Origin of the sequence: Bradyrhizobium sp. HKCCYLRH3059 (genome assembly GCF_051168035.1) — a bacterium.
Lineage (GTDB): Bacteria > Pseudomonadota > Alphaproteobacteria > Rhizobiales > Xanthobacteraceae > Bradyrhizobium.
In genome coordinates this window covers 342420-365529 of the sequence record NZ_JBNPUF010000005.1, presented here as the reverse complement: position 1 = coordinate 365529, position 23110 = coordinate 342420, and the positions used below count along the sequence as shown (strand labels likewise).

24 protein-coding genes and 1 tRNA gene are annotated in these 23110 nt (G+C 66.5%); 2 read left to right on the top strand and 23 right to left on the bottom strand.

Going from position 1 to position 23110, the window contains the following annotated elements; genetic code table 11:
• Positions 1 to 21 precede the first annotated feature (21 nt).
• From glgA to ACQR13_RS18140, 10 genes are all read right to left on the bottom strand, one after another.
• Complete coding sequence (gene glgA, locus ACQR13_RS18185; protein WP_316165549.1) at positions 22 to 1488, bottom strand: glycogen synthase GlgA; 1467 nt, start codon at positions 1486 to 1488, stop codon at positions 22 to 24.
• Positions 1485 to 2750: a glucose-1-phosphate adenylyltransferase gene (gene glgC / locus ACQR13_RS18180; protein ID WP_316175700.1), complete on the bottom strand. Its 1266-nt coding sequence runs from the start codon at positions 2748 to 2750 to the stop codon at positions 1485 to 1487. Before glgC ends, glgA begins: the two co-directional genes overlap by 4 nt.
• A gap of 144 nt (positions 2751 to 2894) precedes the next feature.
• Positions 2895 to 3842, bottom strand: a complete 948-nt coding sequence (locus ACQR13_RS18175) for a carbohydrate kinase family protein (RefSeq protein ID WP_434863052.1) — start codon at positions 3840 to 3842, stop codon at positions 2895 to 2897.
• A complete protein-coding gene (locus ACQR13_RS18170) occupies positions 3842 to 5491 on the bottom strand; it encodes an FGGY-family carbohydrate kinase (protein WP_434863051.1) in 1650 nt (549 codons plus the stop codon). Before ACQR13_RS18170 ends, ACQR13_RS18175 begins: the two co-directional genes overlap by 1 nt.
• A 29-nt stretch (positions 5492 to 5520) precedes the next feature.
• Entirely contained in the window at positions 5521 to 6294 is a 774-nt protein-coding gene (locus ACQR13_RS18165) for an SDR family NAD(P)-dependent oxidoreductase (RefSeq protein ID WP_434863050.1), read from the bottom strand.
• A 47-nt stretch (positions 6295 to 6341) separates the two neighbouring features.
• Positions 6342 to 7349: an ABC transporter ATP-binding protein gene (locus ACQR13_RS18160; RefSeq protein WP_316185486.1), complete on the bottom strand. Its 1008-nt coding sequence runs from the start codon at positions 7347 to 7349 to the stop codon at positions 6342 to 6344.
• A gap of 14 nt (positions 7350 to 7363) precedes the next feature.
• Positions 7364 to 8194 (bottom strand): carbohydrate ABC transporter permease, encoded by an 831-nt coding sequence (locus tag ACQR13_RS18155; protein ID WP_315826534.1) that lies wholly within the window; start codon positions 8192 to 8194, stop codon positions 7364 to 7366.
• Between the two features lie 2 nt (positions 8195 to 8196).
• Positions 8197 to 9069: a carbohydrate ABC transporter permease gene (locus ACQR13_RS18150; RefSeq protein WP_315751372.1), complete on the bottom strand. Its 873-nt coding sequence runs from the start codon at positions 9067 to 9069 to the stop codon at positions 8197 to 8199.
• 303 nt (positions 9070 to 9372) lie between these two features.
• Positions 9373 to 10704, bottom strand: a complete 1332-nt coding sequence (locus tag ACQR13_RS18145; RefSeq protein ID WP_316202930.1) for an ABC transporter substrate-binding protein — start codon at positions 10702 to 10704, stop codon at positions 9373 to 9375.
• 163 nt (positions 10705 to 10867) lie between these two features.
• Positions 10868 to 11815 (bottom strand): sugar-binding transcriptional regulator, encoded by a 948-nt coding sequence (locus ACQR13_RS18140; RefSeq protein ID WP_315716342.1) that lies wholly within the window; start codon positions 11813 to 11815, stop codon positions 10868 to 10870.
• Between the two features lie 286 nt (positions 11816 to 12101).
• On the opposite strand from ACQR13_RS18140, the gene ACQR13_RS18135 reads away from it, so the two are divergent.
• Both ACQR13_RS18135 and ACQR13_RS18130 read left to right on the top strand, forming a co-directional pair.
• Positions 12102 to 12437: a hypothetical protein gene (locus ACQR13_RS18135; RefSeq protein WP_316170754.1), complete on the top strand. Its 336-nt coding sequence runs from the start codon at positions 12102 to 12104 to the stop codon at positions 12435 to 12437.
• A 116-nt stretch (positions 12438 to 12553) separates the two neighbouring features.
• The gene (locus ACQR13_RS18130) at positions 12554 to 12964 is read left to right on the top strand and encodes a flagellar basal body rod protein FlgC (RefSeq protein ID WP_316170753.1); all 411 of its coding nucleotides are present in this window, start codon (positions 12554 to 12556) and stop codon (positions 12962 to 12964) included.
• 30 nt (positions 12965 to 12994) lie between these two features.
• Here the strand turns inward: ACQR13_RS18130 and ACQR13_RS18125 are convergent, their stop codons facing one another.
• From ACQR13_RS18125 to murA, 13 genes are all read right to left on the bottom strand, one after another.
• Complete coding sequence (locus tag ACQR13_RS18125; RefSeq protein ID WP_315751364.1) at positions 12995 to 13180, bottom strand: hypothetical protein; 186 nt, start codon at positions 13178 to 13180, stop codon at positions 12995 to 12997.
• Positions 13181 to 13300: 120 nt separating this feature from the next.
• Positions 13301 to 14005, bottom strand: a complete 705-nt coding sequence (locus ACQR13_RS18120) for a hypothetical protein (RefSeq protein WP_315751362.1) — start codon at positions 14003 to 14005, stop codon at positions 13301 to 13303.
• Between the two features lie 134 nt (positions 14006 to 14139).
• Positions 14140 to 14892 (bottom strand): aquaporin Z, encoded by a 753-nt coding sequence (aqpZ, locus tag ACQR13_RS18115; protein WP_315716346.1) that lies wholly within the window; start codon positions 14890 to 14892, stop codon positions 14140 to 14142.
• 1255 nt (positions 14893 to 16147) lie between these two features.
• Entirely contained in the window at positions 16148 to 16453 is a 306-nt protein-coding gene (locus ACQR13_RS18110) for a HigA family addiction module antitoxin (protein ID WP_315751360.1), read from the bottom strand.
• 11 nt (positions 16454 to 16464) lie between these two features.
• Positions 16465 to 16746, bottom strand: coding sequence for a type II toxin-antitoxin system RelE/ParE family toxin (locus ACQR13_RS18105; protein WP_315751358.1), 282 nt, complete (start codon positions 16744 to 16746; stop codon positions 16465 to 16467).
• Between the two features lie 779 nt (positions 16747 to 17525).
• Positions 17526 to 17601, bottom strand: a tRNA-Phe gene (locus tag ACQR13_RS18100).
• A gap of 174 nt (positions 17602 to 17775) precedes the next feature.
• Positions 17776 to 17982: a DNA gyrase inhibitor YacG gene (gene yacG / locus ACQR13_RS18095; RefSeq protein ID WP_434863049.1), complete on the bottom strand. Its 207-nt coding sequence runs from the start codon at positions 17980 to 17982 to the stop codon at positions 17776 to 17778.
• A gap of 51 nt (positions 17983 to 18033) precedes the next feature.
• On the bottom strand, positions 18034 to 18663 hold the full coding sequence (locus ACQR13_RS18090; protein ID WP_006613056.1) for a Maf-like protein: 630 nt from the start codon (positions 18661 to 18663) through the stop codon (positions 18034 to 18036).
• A 181-nt stretch (positions 18664 to 18844) separates the two neighbouring features.
• Positions 18845 to 19315 carry a low molecular weight phosphatase family protein gene (locus ACQR13_RS18085; protein WP_315717868.1) on the bottom strand — a complete coding sequence of 157 codons (471 nt, stop codon included), beginning with the start codon at positions 19313 to 19315 and terminating at the stop codon, positions 18845 to 18847.
• A gap of 54 nt (positions 19316 to 19369) precedes the next feature.
• On the bottom strand, positions 19370 to 19876 hold the full coding sequence (locus tag ACQR13_RS18080) for a UPF0262 family protein (protein WP_315717869.1): 507 nt from the start codon (positions 19874 to 19876) through the stop codon (positions 19370 to 19372).
• A complete protein-coding gene (gene hisD / locus ACQR13_RS18075; protein WP_434863048.1) occupies positions 19873 to 21168 on the bottom strand; it encodes a histidinol dehydrogenase in 1296 nt (431 codons plus the stop codon). The genes ACQR13_RS18080 and hisD overlap by 4 nt, the downstream gene beginning before the upstream one ends.
• Before the next feature lie 87 nt (positions 21169 to 21255).
• The gene (locus ACQR13_RS18070) at positions 21256 to 21705 is read right to left on the bottom strand and encodes a DUF2948 family protein (RefSeq protein ID WP_315717871.1); all 450 of its coding nucleotides are present in this window, start codon (positions 21703 to 21705) and stop codon (positions 21256 to 21258) included.
• Between the two features lie 24 nt (positions 21706 to 21729).
• Entirely contained in the window at positions 21730 to 23019 is a 1290-nt protein-coding gene (murA, locus tag ACQR13_RS18065) for a UDP-N-acetylglucosamine 1-carboxyvinyltransferase (RefSeq protein WP_316226730.1), read from the bottom strand.
• Between the last annotated feature and the right edge of the window lie 91 nt (positions 23020 to 23110).

The window sequence follows — 23110 nt, the reverse complement described above, 5'->3', positions numbered from 1 at the left end:
CCGACCCGTACGCCGCGGCGCTCAGCCTGCCGGACGCCGCTGCGCGACGATCTGCCGGTAGAGTTCGGCGTAACGGCCGGCGCGGTGGCGCCAGGAGACGTCGGTCAGCATCGCATTGAGCTGCATGCGGGTCCAGTTCGAGGCGTTGCTGCGCGCGGCGTAAAAGGCCGCAGCGGCGCGGCGCAGGGTCTGATCGAGCGCCTCCGCTGTCACGGACGCGCACTTGAACCCGGTTGCGGCGACGCCGGCCTCGGTCTCGTCAATGACGGTGTCGGCGAGCCCGCCCACCGCAGTGACGATCGGCAGCGCGCCGTAGCGCAGGGCGCAGAGCTGCGTCAGCCCGCACGGCTCGAACCGCGACGGCACGACCAGCGCATCGCAGCCGGCCTGGATGAGATGCGCCAAGCCCTCGTCGTAGCCGATGACGACGCCGATCTTTCCGGGATCGTTCGCGGCCGCGGCACGGAACGCGTCGCGCAGCTCGGCCTCGCCGTCGCCGAGCAGCGCCAGCTGGATGCCGCTACTGGTCAAGGTCGGCAGGCAGGACAGCAGCAGGTCGAGCCCCTTCTGCGAGGTCAACCGGCTGACGACGCCGAGCAGGAACGTCTCCGGCGCCACCTGCAGGCCCATGCGCGTCTGCAGCGCGGCCTTGTTGGGCGCCCGCGCCTCGATCCGGTCGATGCCGAAATGCGAGGCGATCGCCGGATCGCTGCCGGGATCCCACACCGCCGTGTCGATGCCGTTGAGGATGCCGACGAGGTCCGACGCACGCTGACGCAGCAGGCCGCCGAGGCCCATGCCCTGCTCGTCGCTCTGGATTTCCCGCGCATAGGTCGGCGACACCGTCGTGATCTTGTCGGCGAACTGCAGACCCGCCTTGAGGAAGCTGATGTCGCCGTAATATTCGAGGCCGTAGATCGAGAAGGATTCCGGCGGCAGGCCGAGCGGCGGCAGGAAGTGGCGCGGAAAGCGGCCCTGGAACGCCAGATTGTGCACGGTCACGACCGTGCCGGGATGCGGCCGGTGGCTGTACAGCAGATAGGCCGGCACCAGCCCAGCCTGCCAGTCGTGGCCGTGGACGACATCGGGCACGAAAGCCGGCACCGCGCCGAGCCCGATATAGGACGCCGCGCGGGCCAGTGCCGCGAAGCGGAACGCATTGTCCGGCCAGTCCTTGCCGTCGGGCCCCAGATAGGGGTTGCCCTCGCGGTCGTAGAGATGCGGCGCGTCGAGCACGAACAGATCGAGCGCGCCATGGCTGCCGCCGAGCAGCCGGGCGTTGCCGCCGAAGAAGTTCGGCAGCGAGCTGATCTCGCTGGCCTGCTCCAGCGCCTTCATGACCGCGGGATAGCCGGGAATCAGCGTGCGGACCTCGACGTCCTCCGCCATCAGCGCCCACGGCAGGGCGCCGACGACATCGGCGAGGCCGCCCGTCTTGACGATGGGATAGACCTCGGAGGCAACCGACAGAACGCGCAGTGGCGTCATGAATTGAGCCCGTCGATCATCGGCTGGGTAATCAAGGTCACGCCGTTCTCCGTGGTCCTGAACCGCTTGGCGTCGAACTCCGGATCTTCGCCGACCACCAGCCCCTCCGGAATCTGCACGCCACGGTCGACCACCACGTTGGTCAGGCGCGCATGGCGCGCGACGTTGACGTAGGGCAACAGCACCGCGTTCTGCAGCTTGGCGTAGGAATGCAGATGCGCTCCCGTGAACAGCAGCGAGCGCTGCACCTGGGCGCCGGAGACGATGCAGCCCCCGGACACCAGCGAGCAGGTCGCCTCGCCGCGGCGGCCGTCCGTGTCGTGAACGAACTTGGCCGGCGGCGTGATCTCAGAATAGGTCCAGAGCGGCCAGGAGCGATCGTAGAGATCGAGCTCGGGCACGACGTCCGTCAGATCCAGATTGGCCGCCCAATAGGCGTCCACCGTTCCGACATCGCGCCAGTAGCTGCCCTGATCGTGGGCGGCGCGGACACAGGAGCGCGAGAACTGATGCGCCACGGCGCGGCCGTTCCTGACGATGTAGGGAATGATGTCGCGGCCGAAATCATGGTTGGAATTCGGGTCCGCTGCGTCGCGCTTCAGCTCCTCGAACAGGAATTTGGCGTCGAACACGTAGATGCCCATGCTCGCGAGCGACTTGTCGGGCTTGCCCGGCATCGGCGGCGGATCGGCCGGCTTCTCGATGAAGTCGCGGATCGTGTCGTCCTCATTGATGTGCATGACGCCGAAGCCTGAGGATTCCTCGCGCGGCATCTCCAGGCAGCCGACGGTGACGTCGGCGCGCTGGTCGACATGCTGCTGCAGCATCAGCTCGTAGTCCATCTTGTAGATGTGGTCGCCGGCCAGCACGACGATGTATTTCGTGTTGTAGGTCTCGAGAATGTCGATGTTCTGGTACACGGCGTCGGCCGTGCCGACGTACCACATCGTCTCGGAGACGCGCTGGCTCGCCGGCAGGATGTCGAAGCTCTCGTTGCGCTCGGGGCGGAAGAAGTTCCAGCCCATCTGCAGATGCCGGATCAGGCTGTGCGCCTTGTACTGTGTCGCCACGGCGATGCGCCGGATGCCGGAATTGACGGCGTTCGACAGCGCGAAATCGATGATGCGCGACTTGCCGCCGAAATAGACGGCGGGCTTGGCGCGCCGGTCGGTCAGCTCCAGCAGCCGGCTGCCGCGTCCGCCAGCCAACACGAAGGCCAGCGCGTGACGGGACAGCGGCTCGGTCCGTGCGGCGGGTGCCATGGTTCTCCTCCCTGCAACTCTTTGTCGCGTCAAGATTTCCGCGGCCCGGGCAGAGGAGTCTCGCGATCGCGCTTCCTCGTCCGGTACTCACATATGACGGGGGAACAGCCAACCAGTTCCCAATGACGAGTGCAATGGGGAGCTTCAGCCCAGGCGATCCCAGGTTGCAGCCACGTCGTCCCAGCGCGGCGGGTCGGCGCCCTCGCGGGCGCAGGTGACGGCCGCACAGGCTGCGGCAAAGGCGAGCGCCTTGCGCATTTCGGTCTGGCTCAATCCTCTCAGGGCCTCCCGGTCGATGCGGCCGAGCTTGCGCAGCGCGAACAACAGCCCCGCCTGGAAGGAGTCGCCGGCGCCGATCGTATCGACCACCTCGATCGCGGGGACCGCAACCTCGACCGCGCCGGCCTGCGCATGCCAGCCGAGCGCCCCCTTGGGACCCCGCGTGACGACGACCAGGCTGGTGCCGCGCGCCAGCAGCGCGCCCGCCCACGCAGCGTAGTCGTCGTGGCCATGCAGATAGTCGAAATCGACATCCGACATCTTGATCAGGTCGGCGCTCGCGGCGAACCCATCCATGTCAGCGCGATAGCCGGCCTTATCAGTCACCAGATTCGGACGGCAGTTCGGGTCGAAGGAGATCGTCACCGCGCCCTGCGTGGCGGCGATCAGTGCACGGGTCTCCGCGGCACCGAGATCGTGGATCAGCGTGGTCGATCCGACATGGATGGCGTCGATGTCTGCAAAGGCAATACTGCCCGGCCGGAACGTCCACTTCCGCGCGGCGGTCTCGGCGTCGTAGAAGGCATACTGCGCCTCGCTGCCGACATGGCGCACGAAAGCGAGCGTGGTCTGGTCCGGGCTGCGCGTGGCGTAGCCGAGGTCGACGTTCGAGCCTTGGGCATGCGCCGCGATCATGGTGCCGAACAGATCGGTCGAGATGCCACCGACGAAGCCCGTGGGCGCGCCGAGCCGCGCCACGCCGACGGCGACGTTCAGGCAGGAGCCGCCGACCACTGGCCGCAAGGCATCGCGCCCGTCGGCCAATCTGGCCGGGACGAAATCGATCAACGCGTCGCCGCAGCTCAGGATCATCAGCGTGCCTCCTCATCGGCACCATGCATCACGGAACGGCTCTCGCGATCAAGCGCTCGCAGCAAGCCGTGGATGCGCCGCTTGCGGCGATGGAAGGCCGCGATGTTCGGATCGGTCGGGTCGCTGAGACGTCCGAGCGAGGACATCGAGGCCATCGTATCGCCGATCGAGCGGAAAGCGCCGCTGGCGACCGCGCCGAGCATGGCCGCACCGAGCAGCACCGGCTCCTGGGTGCCCGGCAGCGCCACCGTCAATCCCGTCGTATCGGCCATGATCTGGCGTACCAGCGGGCTGCGTGAGGCGCCACCCGCCATGACCAGCGTCCGGCTGGTAACACCGTTGACGGCGAAGGCATCGATGACGTCGGCAAGGCCGTAGGCGAGCCCGCACAACCCGGCCATGAACAGCCGCTCCATCGCGGAGACGTCGGCATCGAGATCGAGGCCGGCAATGACGGCGCGCGAGTCCGGATCGGCATAGGGCGAGCGGTTGCCGAGAAATTCCGGGAGAATGTGAAGATCACGCGCCAGCAGCGCCGCGCTGCCGGCATTCGGCACCCGCGCCATGATCCGTTTTTCGAGCAGGGTGATCAGGTCGAGCCCTTCCGCGCGCGCCGCAGCGGTCGCCTCGGCCGCGGCCGGGTGCGAGCGCAGCAGATGATCGATCGCCGCCCCCGCGGCAGACTGGCCACCCTCGTTGAGCCAGAACCCAGGCACCATGCCCTGATAATACGGTCCCCACACGCCGGACACGAAGGACGGCACCCGCGTCGTCGCCATGATGCAGGCCGAAGTCCCCATGATGTAGGCGAGCCGGTCGCAGACATCGACCTCCCCGCCGTCAGCCGCGCGGCCACCGATGGCGCCGATGCCGCCGGCATGGGCATCGATCAGCGCGGCTCCGACCGGCGTACCCGCGACGAGCCCGAGTTGTTCGGCCGCGTCCTGCGACAGCCCACGGCCGAGCGGCGTACCGGGCGCGACGATCTCGGTGCCGATCCGCGCGTAATCCTCGCGGACGAAATCCTCCAGCCCGATACGGCGAAAGAAGGCCGCGCTCCAGCGCGTCTCGTGCGCCAGATAATTCCATTTGCAGGTGACGGTGCACATCGAGCGCGCCAGAGAGCCTGACGCACGCCAGGTGAGGAAGTCGGCGAGATCGAAGAAATGGCCGGCCGCATCGAAACTCTTGCGCAGATGCCGCTTCAGCCACAGCAGCTTCGGCATCTCCATCTCCGGCGAGATCGAGCCGCCGACATAGCGCAGCACCTCGTCTTGGGTCGCATTGATGTCGCGGGCCTCGGCCAGAGCGCGATGATCCATCCACACGATGACATTGCGGCCGGCGTCGCCGGAGCCGCTGACGGTGACCGGCGCGCCCTGGCGGTCCAGCACCACCAGCGAGCAGGTGGCATCGAAGCCGATCCCCTTGATCAGCTCCGGCGCGATCGCGGCTTCCGCTAGCGCGGCTTTGACCGACGCGCAGCACGCACGCCAGATGTCGTCGGACGACTGCTCGACGACATCGCCGGCCTCGTGCCAAGTCTGGATCGGATGCCGCGCCGCGGCAAGCAGCCGGCCGTTGCCGTCAAAAATCCCGGCGCGCGTGCTGGTTGTGCCGACATCGACACCGATGAACGCCTGCCGCATGTTTCGCTCCCGTCAATTTTGACGCGAGCTTACCAGCAAGTGTAGCCGCCATCGACAACGACGACGCTGCCGGTCATCAAACTTGCGGCTTCCGAGGCCAGGAACAGCACCACCGAGGCGATCTCCTCGACCTGCCCCATCCGTGCCATCGGGGTTCCACCGATCCAGGCGTCGTACATCCGCGGATTGCTCTTCACGAAGGCGTTCAGCGGAGTCTCGATATAGGTCGGCGCGACCGCGTTGACACGGATGCCCCGCGCGCCCCATTCGGCCGCCAGCGACTTGGTCAGATGGTGCACCGCAGCCTTGGACGCGTTGTAGAAGCACTGCTCCTGCGGCCTGTTGACGATGAAGCCGGACATCGAGCCGATGTTGACGATGGCGCCACTGTTGGCCGCCAGCATGTGCTTGCCGAAGGCGCGGCAGCACCAGAAGGTGCCGTTGAGATTGACGTCCAGCACGTTCAGCCAGTGCTCGTCGGTGACGGTCTCGGCCGGCGTCTCGCTGCGCGCGATGCCGGCATTGTTGACGAGGATGTCGATGCCGCCGTAGCGCGCGACCAGATCGTCGGCCACCTCGTTGACCTGAGCCGAGTTGGTGACGTCCATCAGCGCGGTCTCGGTGTCATAGCCCTTGGCCTTCATCGCCGCCTGCCCGTCCGCCGCCGCCTTGGCGTCGCGATCGGCGATCACGACATGCGCGCCCGCCTCCGCCAGCGCCTCGACGCAAGCCAGGCCAATGCCCTGCCCGCCGCCGGTGACCAACGCGGTCTTGTCGTTCAGTTTGAATTTTTCGAGGTACATCGTCGTGGTCCGTTGTTGTCGTTGACGCCCGAAGGGGACGTCACCTCTCATGCGAAGATCGAATTGCCGCTCTCGTCGAAGCGGTAGATGCGGCTGGGCTCGGGCCGCAGCGTCACAGTGTCGCCGGCACTGAGTCGTTTCTCGCCGACGACGCGCACGGTGAGCGTCCCGAGCGCGCCGGCATCGACGTAGAGAAAGGTGTCGCTGCCGAGATGCTCGGCGATCACCACCTTGCCGGGCCAGCCCTCGCCGCCGTCGTCGACGACCGCGACATGCTCGGGCCGCACGCCGATCGTGGTCGCATGGTGTTTGTCCGCTTCCGCGCCGGTGATGAGGTTCATCTTCGGCGAGCCGATGAAGCTGGCGACGAACAGATTGGCGGGGCGCTGATAGAGCTCGATCGGCGAGCCATATTGCTCGATGCGGCCGGCGTTCAGCACCACGATCTTGTCGGCCATGGTCATGGCCTCGACCTGGTCGTGCGTCACGTAGATCGCGGTGGTGCCGAGCTGCTTCTGCAGCCGCGTCACCTCGAGCCGCATCTGCACGCGCAGCGCGGCATCGAGATTGGACAGCGGTTCGTCGAACAGGAACGCTTTGGGCTCGCGCACGATGGCGCGGCCGATCGCGACACGCTGGCGCTGGCCGCCGGACAGCTCGCGCGGCTTTCGATCGAGATAGGGCGTGAGGTTCAAGGTGGCCGCGGCCGCCTCGACCTTCTGGTTGATCTCGGCCTTGGGCAGCCCGGCCATCTTCAGGCCGAAGGCGATGTTGCCGCGCACGCTCATATGCGGATACAGCGCGTAGGACTGGAACACCATCGACAGCCCGCGCTTGGCCGGTGGCACATCGACGACATTGTTGCCGTCGATCAGGATCCGTCCGCCGGAGACGTCCTCAAGTCCCGCGATCAGCCGCAGCAGCGTAGTCTTGCCGCAGCCGGAGGGGCCGACGAACACCACGAAGGCACCGTCGGGAATGTCGAGATCGGCGCCCTTGATGATGTGGACCGGCCCGAACGATTTCTGCACACCTTCCAGCGTGATCCGTCCCATGGTCAGCCCTTTCGTTACTTCACTGCGCCGAAGGTCAGTCCGCGCACGAGCTGCTTCTGGCTGAACCAGCCGATGATCAAGATCGGCGCGATCGCGAGCGTGGACGCCGCCGACAGCCGCGCCCAGAACAGGCCTTCCGGGCTCGAATAGGACGCGATGAAGGTCGTCAGCGGCGCCGCATTCAAGGTCGACAGGTTCAAGGTCCAGAACGCCTCGTTCCAGGCCAGGATCAGGTTCAGGAGAAGGGTCGAGGCCAGCCCCGGGATCGCCATCGGCGTCAGGACGTAGATCAGCTCGCGCCCGATCGTGGCGCCGTCCATCCGCGCTGCCTCGAGGATGTCCTTCGGGATCTCCTTGAAGTAGGTGAACAGCATCCAGATCACGATCGGCAAATTGCCGAGGCACAGGATGAAGACCAGCCCGGTGCGGGTGTCGAGCAGACCGAAATTCTTGTAGATGAGATAGATCGGCACGAGCACGCCGACCGGAGGCATCATCTTGGTCGAGAGCATCCAGAGCAGGATGTCCTTGGTGCGCTTGGTCGGCGCAAACGCCATCGACCACGCCGCAGGGATCGCGATCAGCATCGCGATCAGGGTCGAACCGCCGGCGATGATCAGCGAGTTCAGCGCGTGGTGCAGATAGTCGCTGCGCTCCTGCACGGTGACGTAGTTCTCGGTGGTCCAGTGGAAGAACAGGAACGACGGCGGCGTCGCGAACGCCTCCAGCTCGGTCTTGAAGCTCGCCAGCGCCATCCACAGGATCGGGAAGAAGATCACGAAGCCGGCCAGCCAAGCGGCCACGGTCGAGATCGCGACATGACGTCCAGTGACCTTGCGCGCCATGGTCAGGCCTCCAGATTGCGGCCGACGATGCGGACCAGGAAGAAGGCGACGATGTTGGCGATGACCACCGCGACGAGGCCGCCGGCCGAGGCGGTGCCGACGTCGAACTGGATCAGCGCCTGGGAATAGACCAGGAAGGCGATGTTGGTGGTCTGCAACCCCGGCCCGCCGCCGGTGGTGACGAAGATCTCGGCGAACACCGTGAGCAGGAAGATGGTCTCGATCAGGATCACCACCGTGATCGGGCGCGCCAGATGCGGCACGGTCAGATAGATGAAGCGCGACAGCGCGCCGGCGCCATCCATCTCGGCGGCCTCCTTCTGCTCCTCGTCGAGCGACTGCAGCGCGGTCAGGAGGATCAGGGTCGCGAACGGCAGCCACTGCCAGGCGACGATGAAGATGACCGCGAGCAGCGGCGCGTCGGTGAACCAGTCGATCGGCGTCAGCCCCAGCGAGGTCGCGATCCAGGCGAACAGGCCGGACACCGGGTGCATCAGCAGGTTCTTCCAGACCAGCGCGCTGACGGTCGGCATCACGAAGAACGGCGCGATCACCATCAGGCGGATGATGTTGCGGCCAATCACAGGCTGGTCGAGCAGGATCGCGAGGGGAATGCCGAGACCGATGGTCAGCAGCAGCACCGAGCCGACCAGCACCAGCGTATTCTGCAGCGAGGCGAGGAAGGCGGGATCGGTGAGGAAGTAGGTGAAGTTCTCGAAGCCGACGAAGCTCTCCGAGCCGGGATCGAGCAGGCTGTAATGCAGGGTCGAGAAGTAGATCGTCAGCGCCAGCGGCACGATCATCCAGATGAACAGCAGGATGACCGCCGGCGACATCAGCGCGCGGGCGAGGAGTTGCGTCTGCCTGGTGGCCATTGCCGCTGTCCATTTGCTCGATGAACACTGCCGTCATTGCGAGCGAAGCGAAGCAATCCACAATCACGGGGGACTCTGGATTGCTTCGTCGCCTTCGGCTCCTCGCAATGACCACGCCGCCGTGAGAATAAAAGCCTCGGGCTCGGTGCACCTCGCCCCGCAAGCGGGGAGAGGGAGCGCACCGTCGTCCGGGCAAGAGCTCGAACAACGTTGGAGAGAAAATGCGGCCATCCCTGTGGGGAGGGATGGCCGCCAGTGATCAGCTCGGGAGGAGTTTCGTGTCGAGCTGATAACTTTGCGCGCCTATTTGATGTAGCCGGCGCGCTTCATCTCGCGTTCGGTGGAGGACTGTGCCGCCGCGAGCGCCGCATCGACGGTCATCGAGCCGGCCAGCGCGGCGGAGAACTGCTGCCCCACCGCGGTGCCAATGCCCTGGAATTCAGGAATCGCGGCGTATTGCACGCCGACGTAAGGCACCGGCTTGACCGTCGGCTTGTTCGGATCGGCGGCATCGATCGAGGCCAGGGTCAGCTTGGCGAACGGCGCGACCTTCAGGTACTCCTCGTTCTTGTAGAGCGAGGTGCGCGTGCCCGGCGGCACGTTGGCCCAGCCGTCCTTCGACGCGACGAGCTTCAGATAGTCCTTGCTGGTCGCCCAGGCGATGAACTTCTCCGCCGCCTCGACCTTCTGCGAGCCGGCGGGCACCGCGAGGCTCCACGCCCACAGCCAGTTGGCGTTCTTGCCGAGGCCGGTGTTCGGCGCCAGCGCGAAGCCGACCTTGTCGGCGACCTTCGACTCCTTCGGGTTGGTCACGAACGAGGCCGCCACGGTCGCGTCGATCCACATCGCGCATTTGCCGGAGTTGAACAGCGCGAGGTTCTCGTTGAAGCCGTTCGAACTGGCGCCGGGAGGGCCGGCCTCCTTCATCAGCTCGACATACGTCGTCAGCGTCTTCTTCCATTCCGGCGTGTTGAACTGCGGCTGCCATTTCTCGTCGAACCAGCGCGCGCCGAACGAGTTCGACATCGCGGTCAGGAACGCCATGTTCTCGCCCCAGCCGGCCTTGCCGCGCAGGCAGATGCCGTACACGCCGGCCTGCTTGTCGGTGAGCTTCTTGGCGGCATCGACGACGAAGTCCCAGGTCGGGCTCTCCGGCATCTTCAGCCCGGCCTTGTCGAACAGGTCGGTGCGGTACATCACGAACGAGCTCTCGCCGTAGAACGGCGCTGCATAGAGCTTGCCGTCGACCGATACCGCGTCCTTGATCTTGGGCAGGATGTCGCCCGCGTCATAGTCGGCGCCGAGCTTGTCGAGCGGCACCAGCCAGTTCTTCTTGGCCCAGATCGGCACCTCATAGGTGCCGATGGTGAGGATGTCGAACTGGCCGCCCTTGGTGGCGATGTCCGTCGTCACGCGCTGGCGCAGCACGTTCTCTTCCAGCGTCACCCATTTCACGGAGATGTCGGGATTGGCCTTGGTGAACTCGCTGGTGAGGCCCTGCATCCGGATCATGTCACCGTTGTTGACGGTGGCGATCGTCAGGCTCGTCTCCGCCAGAGCGGGCGCATGTGTCAGCAGCGTGGCGGCGCCCAGCAGGGCTGCAAGCGTGCTCGTCCGAGTGAAGATGGTCTTCACGGTCTCCTCCCATTCCCGCGGTTATTGAATATATGCTCACGGGCTGGGCTGATGTTCACAACACTGATCGGGCTTTGTCAAGCGTGCGCCGGCGCCCACAGGTTGTGCGACGCGACAGGGATCCGACCTTTGATAGAACAATGCGCAGCAGCGCCGCGGGCATTCACGCCAGGATGGCGCGCGCCGTGGCTTCGTCGGTGATCAGGCCGTTGATGAGCCGCCCGGTCAGCGCGGCGCGGATGGCCGGGATCTTCGCCGGTCCCAGCGCCGCCGCGATCGTCATCGCGCGGGCCGGCACCTCGGGCGGAATGCTGGTGAGCCTGCGGTTGGTGCCGCCGGCGATCACCCTGCCGTTGGCGTCATAGGCCCACCCGGTGATCTCGCCGATGGCCCCGAGCCGCATCATCTCGGTGAGCTCGTCGCGGGTGACGAAGCCGTCGACATGCATCTGCGCCTTCTGGTCCATCTGGCCGATGCCGACCAGCTTGAGGTCGGCCTTGTCGGCGACCGCCTTGACCTTGGCGATGGCATCGAGCCGGACCATGCGGTCGCGCTCGTCCTCGGTGCCCATCAGGAACGGCAGCGGCATCGGATAGTGCCGCGCGCCGGTGCGGTCGGCGAGCCGGCCGACGGTGTCGAAGAAGCTGGCGGAGCCGTCGGCCAGGATGTTGCCGACCAGCGAGACGATCTGGTGCTCGGGCCGGTCGACCGGCGAGACGCGCTCGACCGCGGCGCGCACCGCCCGGCCCGTGCCGAGCGCGATGATGACCGGCGTCTCGGCGCGCAGCGTCGTCTCCAGCAGGTTGGCGCAGCGTTCGGCGATCCCCGCCGCGCCGGCCGGCGCGGCCGGATCGGTCGGGACCACCTCGCAGTGCACCAGCGCGAAGCGCTCCTTGAGCTGCGCGGCCAGCGCCATGCACGAGGCGATCGGATGCTCGAGCCGGAACGTGATCAGCCGCTCGGCGAGGCACAGCGACACCAGCCGCTGCGCCGAGGCGCGCGACACCTGCAGCATCCGGGCGATCTCGTCCTGGGTATGGCCGGCGATGAAGTACAGCCAGCCGGCGCGAGCGGCATCGTCGAGCCGTGATTTGTCGCTGTCGCCCGCCATGACGCCGAGCCGGCCTCCCTTTCAGAACATGTCTTCCCGGCCGAGCGCGACCCGACGCTGATCGGCCTGCACTATGCCATGGCGCTCACGGCGCCGGGAACCGAGACGCGCCACCATCCCCAGGAGGAACGCGGCAGGGTCATCCAGACCAGATCATATGCTCTGATCGTGGGCAATAGCCCAATCTCGGCAGGTTGCGCCCAGCGTCGCGGATCCTCGCTCGGCGCACGACGGCTGCGCATCCCCGAGGGATGCGGCGGCTCGGCTGGCCGCTTAGCTCGGAAGCATGGCCCTCCCCTCTCTCGTCCGCCCCCACCGCGCCGCTCCGATGTTCGTCTGCCGCAATTGCCTGAAGCGCAGCGATGACCCCAAAGCATTGAACAAGGCCTTGAAGAAGGCCCTCAAGCACGCGCTGGAATCCCACGACAGCCCCGGCAACCGCGCAGGCGAGAAGCCCGCCCGCGTCATCGCGACGAGCTGCTTCGGCCTCTGTCCGAAGCGGGCGGTCGTGGTCACCGGCGGCGTCCACGCGGCACGCGGCGAATATGTGCTCGTCTCGGCAGCCGGGGATGTGCCCAGCGCCTTGGCGCTGCTGCGCGACGATCCGAGCCGGCCGCGTTGAGTTCGTGATGGTGAACAAAACCTTGAGCCGGACGCTCGAGTCTCATCGGCGGTCTTGACACTTGCTTGGTGCGCCGCGGGCTTAGCTGGCGCATCACATCATCAGCAAGCGCCGCCATGAGTCCCACCGCCACCATCGCAGTCTCCGGCATGCAAGCCGCCTCGCGCCGGCTCGAGGTGTCCGCCTCGAACGTCGCCAATGCCAGGAGCACGGGCGCGCTGCCCAATGCCGACGGCACGCTGCCGGCCGGCGCGCCGAAGGCCTACGACCCGCTCGAGCTGGTGCAGAGCGACGTCGCCGGCGGCGGCACGCAGACGACCATCGCGCGTTCGAGCTCGGGTACGTCCGCGAGCTACGATCCCACCGCGCCGTTCGCCAACAAGGATGGCCTCGTCGCCGCGCCCAATGTCGATCTCGCGCAGGAGATGATCAGCCAGCTCGTCGCCAAATACAGCTTCGCCGCGAACGCGAAAGTGCTGAAGGCGAGCGACGAGATGAGCCGCACCGTGATCGACATGAAGGTGTAGGCCGGCCTCGATAGCCCGGCGTCTCCCGCGTCAGCGCGAGAATACGGCGACTAGCCAGTGGATCAGCGTGGCACCGCCAATAGGCGCGACCATAAGCAGCATCATGTTGAAGCCGATCAGCACGAGCAGCAGCTTTTCACGCCGCGGCGACAGCCGTCGCTTCGGCGGCTCCGGCTTCGGATCATGCGGCCAGTGGCCGGGCAAGTCGACGAACATTGCGGCCCTCACCTGTCGCTGCAGAACGCCGGAGCGGGCGGACCGGATGCCCCTGCGGACGACGAGCATCGTAGCACGGCGAGATCATGGAGACGACCGACAGCGCGTCCTGCGCCGTGCTCACGCGGTGTCCTGACCCAGCTCGGCCAGCACCCCTGGCTCCACCAGCAGCCCCTGCCGCTCATAGCGCCCGCGCGTCCGGCTGAAGCGCACCACGACCGCATGGCGTTTGCTCTTCGCCTTGGCCCTCCGCGACAGCAGCGCGTTGCCGGCGGGCAGAAACACGAGATCGCCGAGACCGACGCATGAGAGACACGCCGGACCGCCATCCTCCATCATGAGGACATCGCCGGTCCCGCCGCAGCGATGACAGCTCCAGCCGTCCCGCGCCGGCGCGATCGCCACCAGCTCCGGCGCCCGGCTAGCCTTCGCCGCAACACGCGCGTACTTCTTCTCGGAGAGCTGAGAGGAGACCCAATGCGTCCGAAACAGCGCCTCGAGTCCCGGATCATTGCTGCGGCTGAACCGCAGCGGCTGCCGGCTTGGCGTCTGTGCGACATAGGCGGTCTCGCTCGGGCTCAGCCCCTTGGCGAGCGCCCAGGCACGAACATGCGTCATCGCCTCCCTGATGCGCGGGAGTCCGGAGCGTGTGACCTCCTCCAGCGACCCAACCTGCCCGCGCCGCCACTGCTCCAGCAGCGACGCATCGAGCCAGCCGAGGTCGCAGAACAGGTCGACGACGCTGACATGATGCTCCTCGGCCAGCAGCGCCTCGGCCGCCCTCGCCACCCGATCGGACAGCGGCTCGTTGTTCCTCCGGCTCATCACGACACCTGCAAAATCGTGCACGCTGACAAGGCGCGCATTATCCAACAGAGCCGGCGGCGATCAAGAGCGGCGCGACCGCGGCAACGGGCCACGCCGTGACGCGGCCCGATCCAACTGCGTGAGGAGATCTCCTAGGCGCTTTTCGCGACCGCGCCCTGCCCCGTCCGCTCGCCGGTCACCTCGCCGGCCGGCTCCGGGCTCAGCCAGCGATAGATGAAGCCGCCGGCCGCGCCGCCGAGCAGCGGCGCCACCCAGAACAGCCAGAGCTGCGCCAGCGCCCAGCCGCCGACGAACAGCGCCGGCCCGGTGCTGCGCGCCGGGTTCACCGAGGTGTTGGTGACGTGGATGCTGATGAGGTGAATGAGCGTCAGCGCCAGCCCGATCGCCAGCGGCGCAAATCCCACCGGCGCCTTGCCATGGGTCGCGCCCATGATCACGAACAGGAACATCATCGTCAGCACGACCTCGCTGAGCAGGCAGGCCCCGAGCCCATATCTGCCGGGCGAATGCTCCGCATAGCCATTGGCGGCAAAGCCGCTCGCCGTGCTGAAGTCCGGCGCCCCGCTGGCGATCGCATACAGCACGGCCGCGCCAACGATGGCGCCGACCACCTGCGCGATGATGTAGGGCACGATCAGCCCGGTTGGGAACCGCCCGCCACACGCCAGTCCCACGGTGACAGCCGGATTGAGATGGCAGCCCGAGATGTGCCCGATCGCATAGGCCATGGTCACCACGGTGAGCCCGAACGCCAGCGCCACGCCGAGCATCCCGATCCCGACATCCGGCACGCCGGCCGCGATCACCGCACTGCCGCAACCGCCGAATGTCAGCCAGAACGTCCCGATCGCCTCCGCCACGAGCTTGTTGTTGTTGCCGTTCATCATCGCCTCCCTGGGTGCGTGTGATTGGCTGGAGCCCGCCTCTCCCGTCAATGGAGAAGATGATCACTTCGACAACCTGGAGTCAAAGGCGGATTCGCGGTCGGCCGTGGGATGCCTGAGACTTTGAGTCAGAAAGAGTCCGACCGTTCGTAGTTCGTAGGGCGGATGAGCGAAGCGTCATCCGCCAGCTTACGCTGCTTGCCAACAGTCGTCGGCGCTCATTCCTGGCGGAAGCTCGTTCCTGCCGTGAACCAGCTTGATCGGCGAGGGGTTGCTCATCGAGCTTGCGGCCGACGGTCCAGGCCGACATCGATGATCCCGCATAGCGGATGACGCTCCGCTCATCCGCCACGTGCTATCGATTCTGCCGACACGCCGGCGAGAGCATCGGCACGTTCGCCCACGGCCAATTGTGCCAGCGCCCATCTTCGCCGACGCAAGCGGAGGATGTCGGAGGCGGGTTCGTTGTCGCATCCGCGGATGCGTCAAGCGCGGCAAACCGGTGGTCGACATAGGTCGTGGACACGTACCCCGCGACGGTCACCACCAGAACGACCGCAAATCCCTTGGCTGAGTCACTCCAGCGCATGTCATCACCTCGCGTGTTCGGCGTGCCAGGACCACATGGGACGACATTGACGCGCCATCGCGTGGCGGGCTGTGAGAAAGATCACATCGACGTCTAGCCCTGCCCCGACAAATATTGACCTACATCAATACGCGAATGCAAAATTGAACTTAAAGTTGCAACGATAATAATGAAGAGTATTTGAAATGAAGAATTCAACCAAAAGGAACGTCAAACGCGGCCTCGCTACAAAGAAGACCTCCGCTACCAAGAAGGCCTCCACTGCAAAGAAACAAACCAAGAAGGAGTTTCCTGAGATAAGGTGCGGAGAGCCGTGTCCAAAGTGTGGCCGTGCATGCAACAAAAAAGAAGGGCATTCAGGAAATCACCGTGATTCCGGAGTGCACACTTGGTAACGAATTCGACGTTACATGCACACCGGCACGCCTCGTTCTCTTGGTCGTTTGAGGTCCGCCCTGAACTTGGACCTGATTGCTGACATCGTGACGGTCGAAACTCCCTCAATCATCTTCGTCAGTTCGCGTGTCGTGATGCTCGGGTGAGATTGCGTCTTTGATTTTCGTTTTGATAGCACCCGCGCTCTCGCGAGTTTCAAGCTGCGCATTACGGTGACGCTGCATGAAACTCCGGGCCGCAGTGCGCGACCGCTCGGCGGCCGTGGCCCGGTCACGCCGCTCGCGGCTTGTTCACCGTCTCGATCCGGTCGAGAGTCTTGCCGAGGTCGCGCTTCGCGATCTGGACGTCATAGTCCGTCTGCAGGTTGAGCCAAAGCTCGGGCGTCGTGTCGAGCGCCTTGGCGAGCCGAAGCGCGGTGTCGGCGGTGATGCCGTTCTGCTCGCTCGCGATCCGCTCGATTCGTGTCCGCGGCAGGCCACACACCTTGGCGAGAGCGCCCGCGGAGATCCCGAGAGGATCGAGGAACTCCTCCCGCAGAACCTCACCGGGATGCATGGGTTTCAGCTTCTTGGTCATTGCAGTGCCTCTTAGTGATAGTCCACGACCTCGACGTCCGCCGGACCTTCCGCCGTCCAAACGAAGCACACCCGAAATTGATCATTGATGCGAATCGAATGCTGCCCCTGACGATCCCCCGTCAGCGCCTCCAGCCGATTGCCCGGAGGCGATCGCAAGTCGCGGAGATCGGCTGCAGCGTTGAGGTAACGCAGCTTCCGGCGGGCCACTTTTGACAGATCCGACGGAAAGCCCTTCGGGTTCTCGCCGTCGAAGACAGCCTCGGTGATCTTGTCGCGGAAGCTTCTGATCATGTGCCAACGTATGTATCATTTAATGATACATACGTCAAACAATGGCGATGTCTCCGAGCTGCTCGCGCTGTTTCTGCCAACTCGTATGTCGGCCAGCGTATCCCAGCTCTGCACAGACTGCCCGTCGTGCTGATTCCCCTTGCGCCGTCGGGCAAATCACCTCCACATTTCCCGCCATCCCGCCCGCACTGAGAGGGGCGTATCGCGATCGTCACGGGACGTTGCGGCGGGGAGTGGTGGCCGCGGGCCGACGCAGCATCTCAATGGAGGTGCGGACGAACGTCGTATCGCGGACGGTCAAGCCGTGTGGTCCCGACACCCCGACGCTGGTGTCTTGGTCGGCGACGATGCCGATGACGGGGGCAAGCAAGCCCGGTCCCCTGGGAGAGCACGGAGCAGCCGTTCAACCCATCGCGCAGGGAAGGCCGGGTTGTTTCCGGCTGAGCCTGTGGTTCCTGCCCCGTGCATTTCTTTCGCACGGGGGCCATGGGTGCCAGTCGGCACTCGGCCTTCCCTGCGCCCTCTCATCTGATGAGGACGCCAACTGCAACAGAGCTCGGGCCGAAAGGTCGCGAGGTTGCGGGCGCATGGGCGTGAGCTGCTACGCGCGGCAGGCTGTTTGACAGGGTTGATTGGGATCAGAGGGCGCGGCTCAGGCGCGAGCAAAGGGGCTCAAACGCCCGGCTTCGCCAAGTGGCTTCGCCGGGCACGCTTCACCGCTTTGCGGGTCATGGAGCGTAGTTCGGAAGCGCCACGCGTAGCCGCAAAGCGGCGAAGCGTGGTGCCCAGGGGCGGAATCGAACCACCGACACTGCGATTTTCAGTCGCATGCTCTACCAACTGAGCTACCTGGGCAGGTCTCGTGAAGGGCAAAAAAGCCCGGCGAGCCGGCGGGTTATAGTCAGAGCGGGCGGCGCTGTCTACCGCCCTGAGGCGAAGTTTTCACATTCCTTTCGCAGTTGCGCGGAAGGCCCCGGGACCGTCGCCGGACGGCCGGCTGCGCTGGGGCAAAGCCATGAAAACACGGCCCTATTCGACGTCGTCCTCGTCGCCCTCGGTGGCCGGGATGACATAGGAGCCGCTGAGCCAGCGATGCAGGTCGACGTCGCGGCAGCGCGGCGAGCAGAATGGGCGGACGGCCGCGGTTGCGGGCCGGCGGCAGATCGGACAGCGGCCGGCGGGCTTGGCGGAGGCGGCGGATGGGGAGCTGGTCGAACGGGTCGATTCTTGGGACATGGCCGCTATCTAGGCGCCCGCGACGCGCGATGCACCTCCTCAAGGATGGCGTCAGACGCCGACGGTGTTGAGCCAGCCGAAGCGGATCGGAAAACCCTCGCCGGCGAGCAGCGTCGTGGTCTCGTAGAGCGGCAGGCCGACGACGTTGGTGTAGGAGCCGACCATCTTGACCACGAACGAGCCGGCGATGCCCTGCACGGCATAGCCGCCGGCCTTCCCCCGCCATTCGCCGGAGCCGATATAGGCCTGGATGTCGTCCTCGCTGAGCCGCTTGAAGCGGACGCGGGTCTCGACCAGGCGCTGGCGGAACGCCTCCTTCGGCGTCACCAGCGTGATCGCGGTGTAGACGCGGTGGTTGCGGCCGGACAGGAGGCGCAGGCACTGCGAGGCCTCGTCGACCAGATTGGCCTTCGGCAGGATGCGGCGACCGACCGCGACCACGGTGTCGGCGGAGATGATGAAGGCGCCGCGCAGCTCGTCGTCGAGCTGGACGGATTTGAGCGCGGCATCGGCCTTGGCGCGGGCCAGCCGATTGGCGCAGGCGCGCGGCAGCTCGCCACGCTTCGGCGTCTCGTCGACGTCGGCGGGGCGCAGCGCATCGGGCTCGATGCCGGCCTGGTTGAGCAGCGCCAGACGCCGCGGCGAGCCGGATGCAAGAACGATTTTGGGACGGCCGAGCATGCTGATTTCGCTGGGGGATTCGGAAGCGGCGGGGCGTGCGCGCGGAACCTATCGGAAGGGCTGTCATTCCACAACCCGAAGGCTGCGACAAGGCTGCGACGGGCCTGCTCTACGGCGCGAATTTGAGCGGGGGACGACGTTGGTATTTCGGTTCGATGACACCTGCGGTGGAACCGGGAACCTACAGGCCCGCCGGACCGGGCTTGCCGAAACGCTTGCGGATCCGCGTGAACAGCCCGTCGCAGACCTCGCGATAGGCCGCGAGCTTCTGCTCGCGATTGCCGTCGGTGCCGGTCGGGTCGGGCGTCGGCCAGTATTCGACGTCGGCGGCGATGGTGCGGGTCAGCTCCAGGGCCTTGTGATGGGCCTCGGGCGAGAGGGTGATGATGAGGTCGAAATTCAGCCCCTCCCAGTCCTCGAGCTCCTCGAAGGTGGTCGGCTTGTGCTGCGAGATGTCCTGGCCGAGCTCGGCCATGACAGACACCGCGAACGGGTCGAGCTCACCCTTCTTGACGCCGGCGGAGCGGACATAGAGCGCCTGCGGATACATCTGGCGCAGCAGGCTCTCGGCCATCGGCGAGCGCACGCTGTTCTGGCCGCAGGCGAACAGCACCGCCTGCGGCTGGCGCGCGCGCGGCGGCCCCTCGGCCATGCGCCTAGGCGCCCTTGGCCGAAAGCTGGGACGCGCGCGTGGCGGCCCGCGGCATCACTGGCCCTCGCCCTTCCAGTGCAGCACCGTGATCAAAGTGAACAGCCGGCGCGAGGTCTCGAAATCGACCCGCACCTTGCCCTTCAGCCGCTCCTGCAAGGTGCGCGAGCCCTCGTCGTGGATGCCGCGCCGGCCCATGTCGATGGCCTCGATCTTGTCGGGGGTCGCGGTGCGGATCGCCTGGTAGTAGCTGTCGCAGATCATGAAGTAGTCCTTCACGATCCGCCGGAACGGCGACAGCGACAACAGATGCGTCACCACCGGCGTGCCGTCCTCCTTGCGGATGTCGAACATCAGCCGGTTGGCGGTGATACCGAGATGCAGGGTGAAGGGACCGGCGCCGTCGGCGCCTTCGGGCGCGAACAGGTTCTCCTCGACCAGGTCGTAGATCGCGATCGCCCGCTCATGCTCGATGTCCGGACCGGAGCGGCCGATCGACTCCTCGTCGAGCGTCACCGCCACGATGCGATTGGTCCGGTCGTCGCCTGGCGGGTGCTGGGTCATGGCAGATTGAGGCGTATTCCCACGGAGCGTGAATGGGCGTCGAGACCCTCGGCCTTGCCCAGAGTCATTGCCGCTGGCCCCAGCGCGCGCAACTGCTCGGGACCGCATTTCAACAGCGACGTGCGCTTCATGAAGTCGAGCACACCGAGACCTGAGGAGAACCGCGCCGAGCGCGCGGTCGGCAGCACGTGATTGGAGCCGCCGACATAGTCGCCGATCGCCTCCGGCGTGTGCGCGCCCAGGAAGATGGCGCCGGCATTGCGGACACGGGCCGCGAACGCGTCGGGATCGGCCGTCATGATCTCCAGATGCTCGGCGGCGATGGCGTCCGCCAGCGGCACGGCCTGGTCGAGATAATCCACCTCGATGATGGCGCCGAAATCGGCCCACGACGCGCCGGCGATCGCGGCACGCGGCAGGGTCTTGAGCTGGCCCTCGACGGCGCGGGCGACATCATCGGCCAGGCGGCGGCTGTCGGTGATCAGGATCGATTGCGCGCTGGCGTCATGCTCGGCCTGGGCGAGCAGATCGGCGGCGATCCAGTCGGCATTGCCGCTGTCGTCGGCGATGACCAGCACCTCGGAGGGGCCGGCGATCATGTCGATGCCGACCTTGCCGAACACCAGCCGCTTGGCGGCGGCGACATAGGCGTTGCCCGGGCCGACGATCTTGGCGACCGGGGCGATCGTCGCGGTGCCATGCGCCAGCGCGGCCACGGCCTGGGCGCCGCCGACGCGGTAGATCTCGGAGACGCCGCCGAGATGGGCGGCGGCCAGCACCAGCGGATTGAGCTTGCCGTCCGGCGTCGGCACCACCATCACGAGCCGGTCGACGCCGGCGACCTTGGCGGGAATGGCATTCATCAGCACCGAGGACGGATAGGCCGCGGTGCCGCCGGGGACGTAGAGACCGGCGGATTCGATCGCGCTCCAGCACCAGCCGAGCTCGACGCCGGCTTCGTCGGTGAAGCGCTGGTCGGCCGGCAGCTGCTTGAGATGAAAGGCCTCGATGCGGCCGCGGGCGAATTTCAGCGCATCCAAGGTCGCGGCGTCACAGGCCTTGAAGGCGGCCTCGATCTCGGCGGCCGTCACGCGCAGCGAGGAGGCATCGAGCTCCAGCCGGTCGAACTTGCGCGTCGCCTCGAGCAGCGCCGCATCGCCGCGCCGGGCGACGTCGTCGACGATGGCGCGGGCGGCGGCTTCGACGTCGGCGGAGGTCTCGCGCTTGGCGGCGAGAAACTGCCGAAACTGAGTGTCGAAATCGGTGCTGGCGCGGGACAGGCGAATGGGCATCTCTGGCACTTTCCGAAGGGGTGGCTGCCCCCGACCCCCTGCTCAATGGCGCGGCAGCGCGGGGCCGTCAACCCTTTGAACCGGCGCCTACCCGGTCAGCGGCGGACCGCCATCGATATCGCTGGTGCCGAGATCGTCCTCGCCAAGATCGGTCAGCTCGCATTCCAGACATTCGACATCGAGCCGTAATGCGCCGCCATGGGAGAACAGCAGCAGCGCGCTGCCGGCGGGCGGCTCGGCGCCGGCATGGAATTCGATGCCGATCAGCTCCAGCACGGCGTCAGGCGCGGCGAGGTCGATGCGGCGCGACTTGCAGGCCAGCACCCGGTCGAACCGCAACGCCGCGAGCAGCCGGCGCGGCTCGCTCTCACCATGCAGGGCCTGATCCCAGTCGAGCCGGTTCATGCCGATCACCAGCCGCTTCTCGGCCTGGCGCCAGATGATGTCGGCCGCCTGCACCCGCGCGTCCTGTACATGGGCGGAGATGACGGCGAGATCGTCGGCATCGAGCGCGATCAGTTTGAGCCGGTCGGTCACGGTCTCATCCTCTTGGCAGCGCCTTCACTCGCGGATGCGCTCGATCGTGGCGCCGCAGGCCTTCAGCTTGTCCTCCAGCCGCTCGAAGCCGCGATCGAGATGGTAGACGCGATTGATCATGGTTTCGCCTTCCGCAGCAAGCCCGGCAATGACCAGCGACACCGAGGCGCGCAGATCGGTCGCCATCACGGGCGCGCCGCGCAAATGAGAGGTGCCCTCGATCCGCGCGGTCTCGCCGTCGAGACTGATACGCGCGCCGAACCGTGCGAGTTCCTGCACATGCATGAATCGGTTCTCGAAGATGGTCTCGGTGATTGCCGAGGCGCCCTGCGCGCAGACCATCAGCGCCATCAGCTGGGCCTGCAGGTCGGTCGGAAAACCGGGGAACGGCGCGGTCGTCACCTGCACCGGGCGGATGCCGTGGCCGTTTCTGACGACACGGATGCCCTCGGCGTCGCTCGAGATCTCGGCGCCGGCCTCGGTCAGCACGTCGAGCGCGGACTGCAACAGCTCCGGCCGCGCGCCGGCGAGCCGGACATCGCCGCCGGTCATCGCCGCGGCGATCGCATAGGTGCCGGCCTCGATGCGGTCGGGCAGCACGGTGTGACGCGCGCCGTGCAGCGACGCCACGCCCTCGATCTCGATGCGTGGCGTGCCGGCGCCGGTGATGCGCGCGCCCATCTTGTTGAGGCAGTCGGCGAGATCGGTGATCTCCGGCTCGCAGGCGGCGTTGGTGATGACGGTCGCGCCCTTGGCGAGGCTCGCGGCCATGACCGCGACATGGGTGCCGCCGACGGTGACCTTGGGAAAATCGATCGTGCCGCCGCGCAGGCCGCCCGGCGCCTTGGCGACGACATAGCCGGCATCGATCTCGATGCTGGCGCCGAGCTTTTCCAGTGCCATGATCAGGAGGTCGACCGGCCGCGTGCCGATGGCGCAGCCGCCCGGCAACGACACCCGCGCCTCGTGCATGCGCGCGAGCAGCGGCGCGATCACCCAGAAGCTGGCGCGCATCCGCGACACCAGTTCATAGGGCGCCGTGGTGTCGATGATGTTGGCCGCCGAGATCTGCAGCGTCTGGCCCTGATACTGGCCGTCACCGGGACGCTTGCCGACGGCCATGATGTCCACGCCGTGATTGCCGAGGATGCGCTGCAGCTGCGCGACGTCGGCGAGGCGGGGGACGTTGTCCAGGATCAGCGTCTCCGGCGTCAAAAGACCCGCGATCATCAGCGGCAGCGCAGCGTTCTTCGCGCCCGAAATCGGGATGATGCCGTGAAGCGGGTTGCCGCCGACGATGCGAATGCGATCCATGCTGGTCCTGCTGGGCTGGCCGGGAAATTGGGCTAAGGTCGGCGCAACAGGACCGACATTACGGCGATTTGATGAGTTCGCAACGGCAGGT

Excerpts from the sequence above, each read along its gene's own strand:
- ACQR13_RS18170 (WP_434863051.1), bottom strand. The coding sequence starts at position 5,491 with ATGCGGCAGGCGTTCATCGGTGTCGATGTCGGCACAACCAGCACGCGC.
- yacG (WP_434863049.1), bottom strand. The coding sequence starts at position 17,982 with ATGTCCCAAGAATCGACCCGTTCGACCAGCTCCCCATCCGCCGCCTCC.
- ACQR13_RS18085 (WP_315717868.1), bottom strand. The coding sequence starts at position 19,315 with ATGGCCGAGGGGCCGCCGCGCGCGCGCCAGCCGCAGGCGGTGCTGTTC.
- hisD (WP_434863048.1), bottom strand. The coding sequence starts at position 21,168 with ATGCCCATTCGCCTGTCCCGCGCCAGCACCGATTTCGACACTCAGTTT.
- ACQR13_RS18130 (WP_316170753.1), top strand. The coding sequence starts at position 12,554 with ATGAGTCCCACCGCCACCATCGCAGTCTCCGGCATGCAAGCCGCCTCG.
- ACQR13_RS18125 (WP_315751364.1), bottom strand. The coding sequence starts at position 13,180 with ATGTTCGTCGACTTGCCCGGCCACTGGCCGCATGATCCGAAGCCGGAG.
- ACQR13_RS18165 (WP_434863050.1), bottom strand. The coding sequence starts at position 6,294 with ATGTACCTCGAAAAATTCAAACTGAACGACAAGACCGCGTTGGTCACC.
- ACQR13_RS18080 (WP_315717869.1), bottom strand. The coding sequence starts at position 19,876 with ATGACCCAGCACCCGCCAGGCGACGACCGGACCAATCGCATCGTGGCG.
- ACQR13_RS18110 (WP_315751360.1), bottom strand. The coding sequence starts at position 16,453 with ATGACCAAGAAGCTGAAACCCATGCATCCCGGTGAGGTTCTGCGGGAG.
- ACQR13_RS18175 (WP_434863052.1), bottom strand. The coding sequence starts at position 3,842 with ATGATCCTGAGCTGCGGCGACGCGTTGATCGATTTCGTCCCGGCCAGA.
- glgC (WP_316175700.1), bottom strand. The coding sequence starts at position 2,750 with ATGGCACCCGCCGCACGGACCGAGCCGCTGTCCCGTCACGCGCTGGCC.
- ACQR13_RS18090 (WP_006613056.1), bottom strand. The coding sequence starts at position 18,663 with ATGCTCGGCCGTCCCAAAATCGTTCTTGCATCCGGCTCGCCGCGGCGT.
- ACQR13_RS18140 (WP_315716342.1), bottom strand. The coding sequence starts at position 11,815 with ATGGCGGGCGACAGCGACAAATCACGGCTCGACGATGCCGCTCGCGCC.
- ACQR13_RS18160 (WP_316185486.1), bottom strand. The coding sequence starts at position 7,349 with ATGGGACGGATCACGCTGGAAGGTGTGCAGAAATCGTTCGGGCCGGTC.
- murA (WP_316226730.1), bottom strand. The coding sequence starts at position 23,019 with ATGGATCGCATTCGCATCGTCGGCGGCAACCCGCTTCACGGCATCATC.
- ACQR13_RS18135 (WP_316170754.1), top strand. The coding sequence starts at position 12,102 with ATGGCCCTCCCCTCTCTCGTCCGCCCCCACCGCGCCGCTCCGATGTTC.
- ACQR13_RS18120 (WP_315751362.1), bottom strand. The coding sequence starts at position 14,005 with ATGAGCCGGAGGAACAACGAGCCGCTGTCCGATCGGGTGGCGAGGGCG.
- ACQR13_RS18155 (WP_315826534.1), bottom strand. The coding sequence starts at position 8,194 with ATGGCGCGCAAGGTCACTGGACGTCATGTCGCGATCTCGACCGTGGCC.
- ACQR13_RS18150 (WP_315751372.1), bottom strand. The coding sequence starts at position 9,069 with ATGGCCACCAGGCAGACGCAACTCCTCGCCCGCGCGCTGATGTCGCCG.
- glgA (WP_316165549.1), bottom strand. The coding sequence starts at position 1,488 with ATGACGCCACTGCGCGTTCTGTCGGTTGCCTCCGAGGTCTATCCCATC.
- aqpZ (WP_315716346.1), bottom strand. The coding sequence starts at position 14,892 with ATGAACGGCAACAACAACAAGCTCGTGGCGGAGGCGATCGGGACGTTC.
- ACQR13_RS18105 (WP_315751358.1), bottom strand. The coding sequence starts at position 16,746 with ATGATCAGAAGCTTCCGCGACAAGATCACCGAGGCTGTCTTCGACGGC.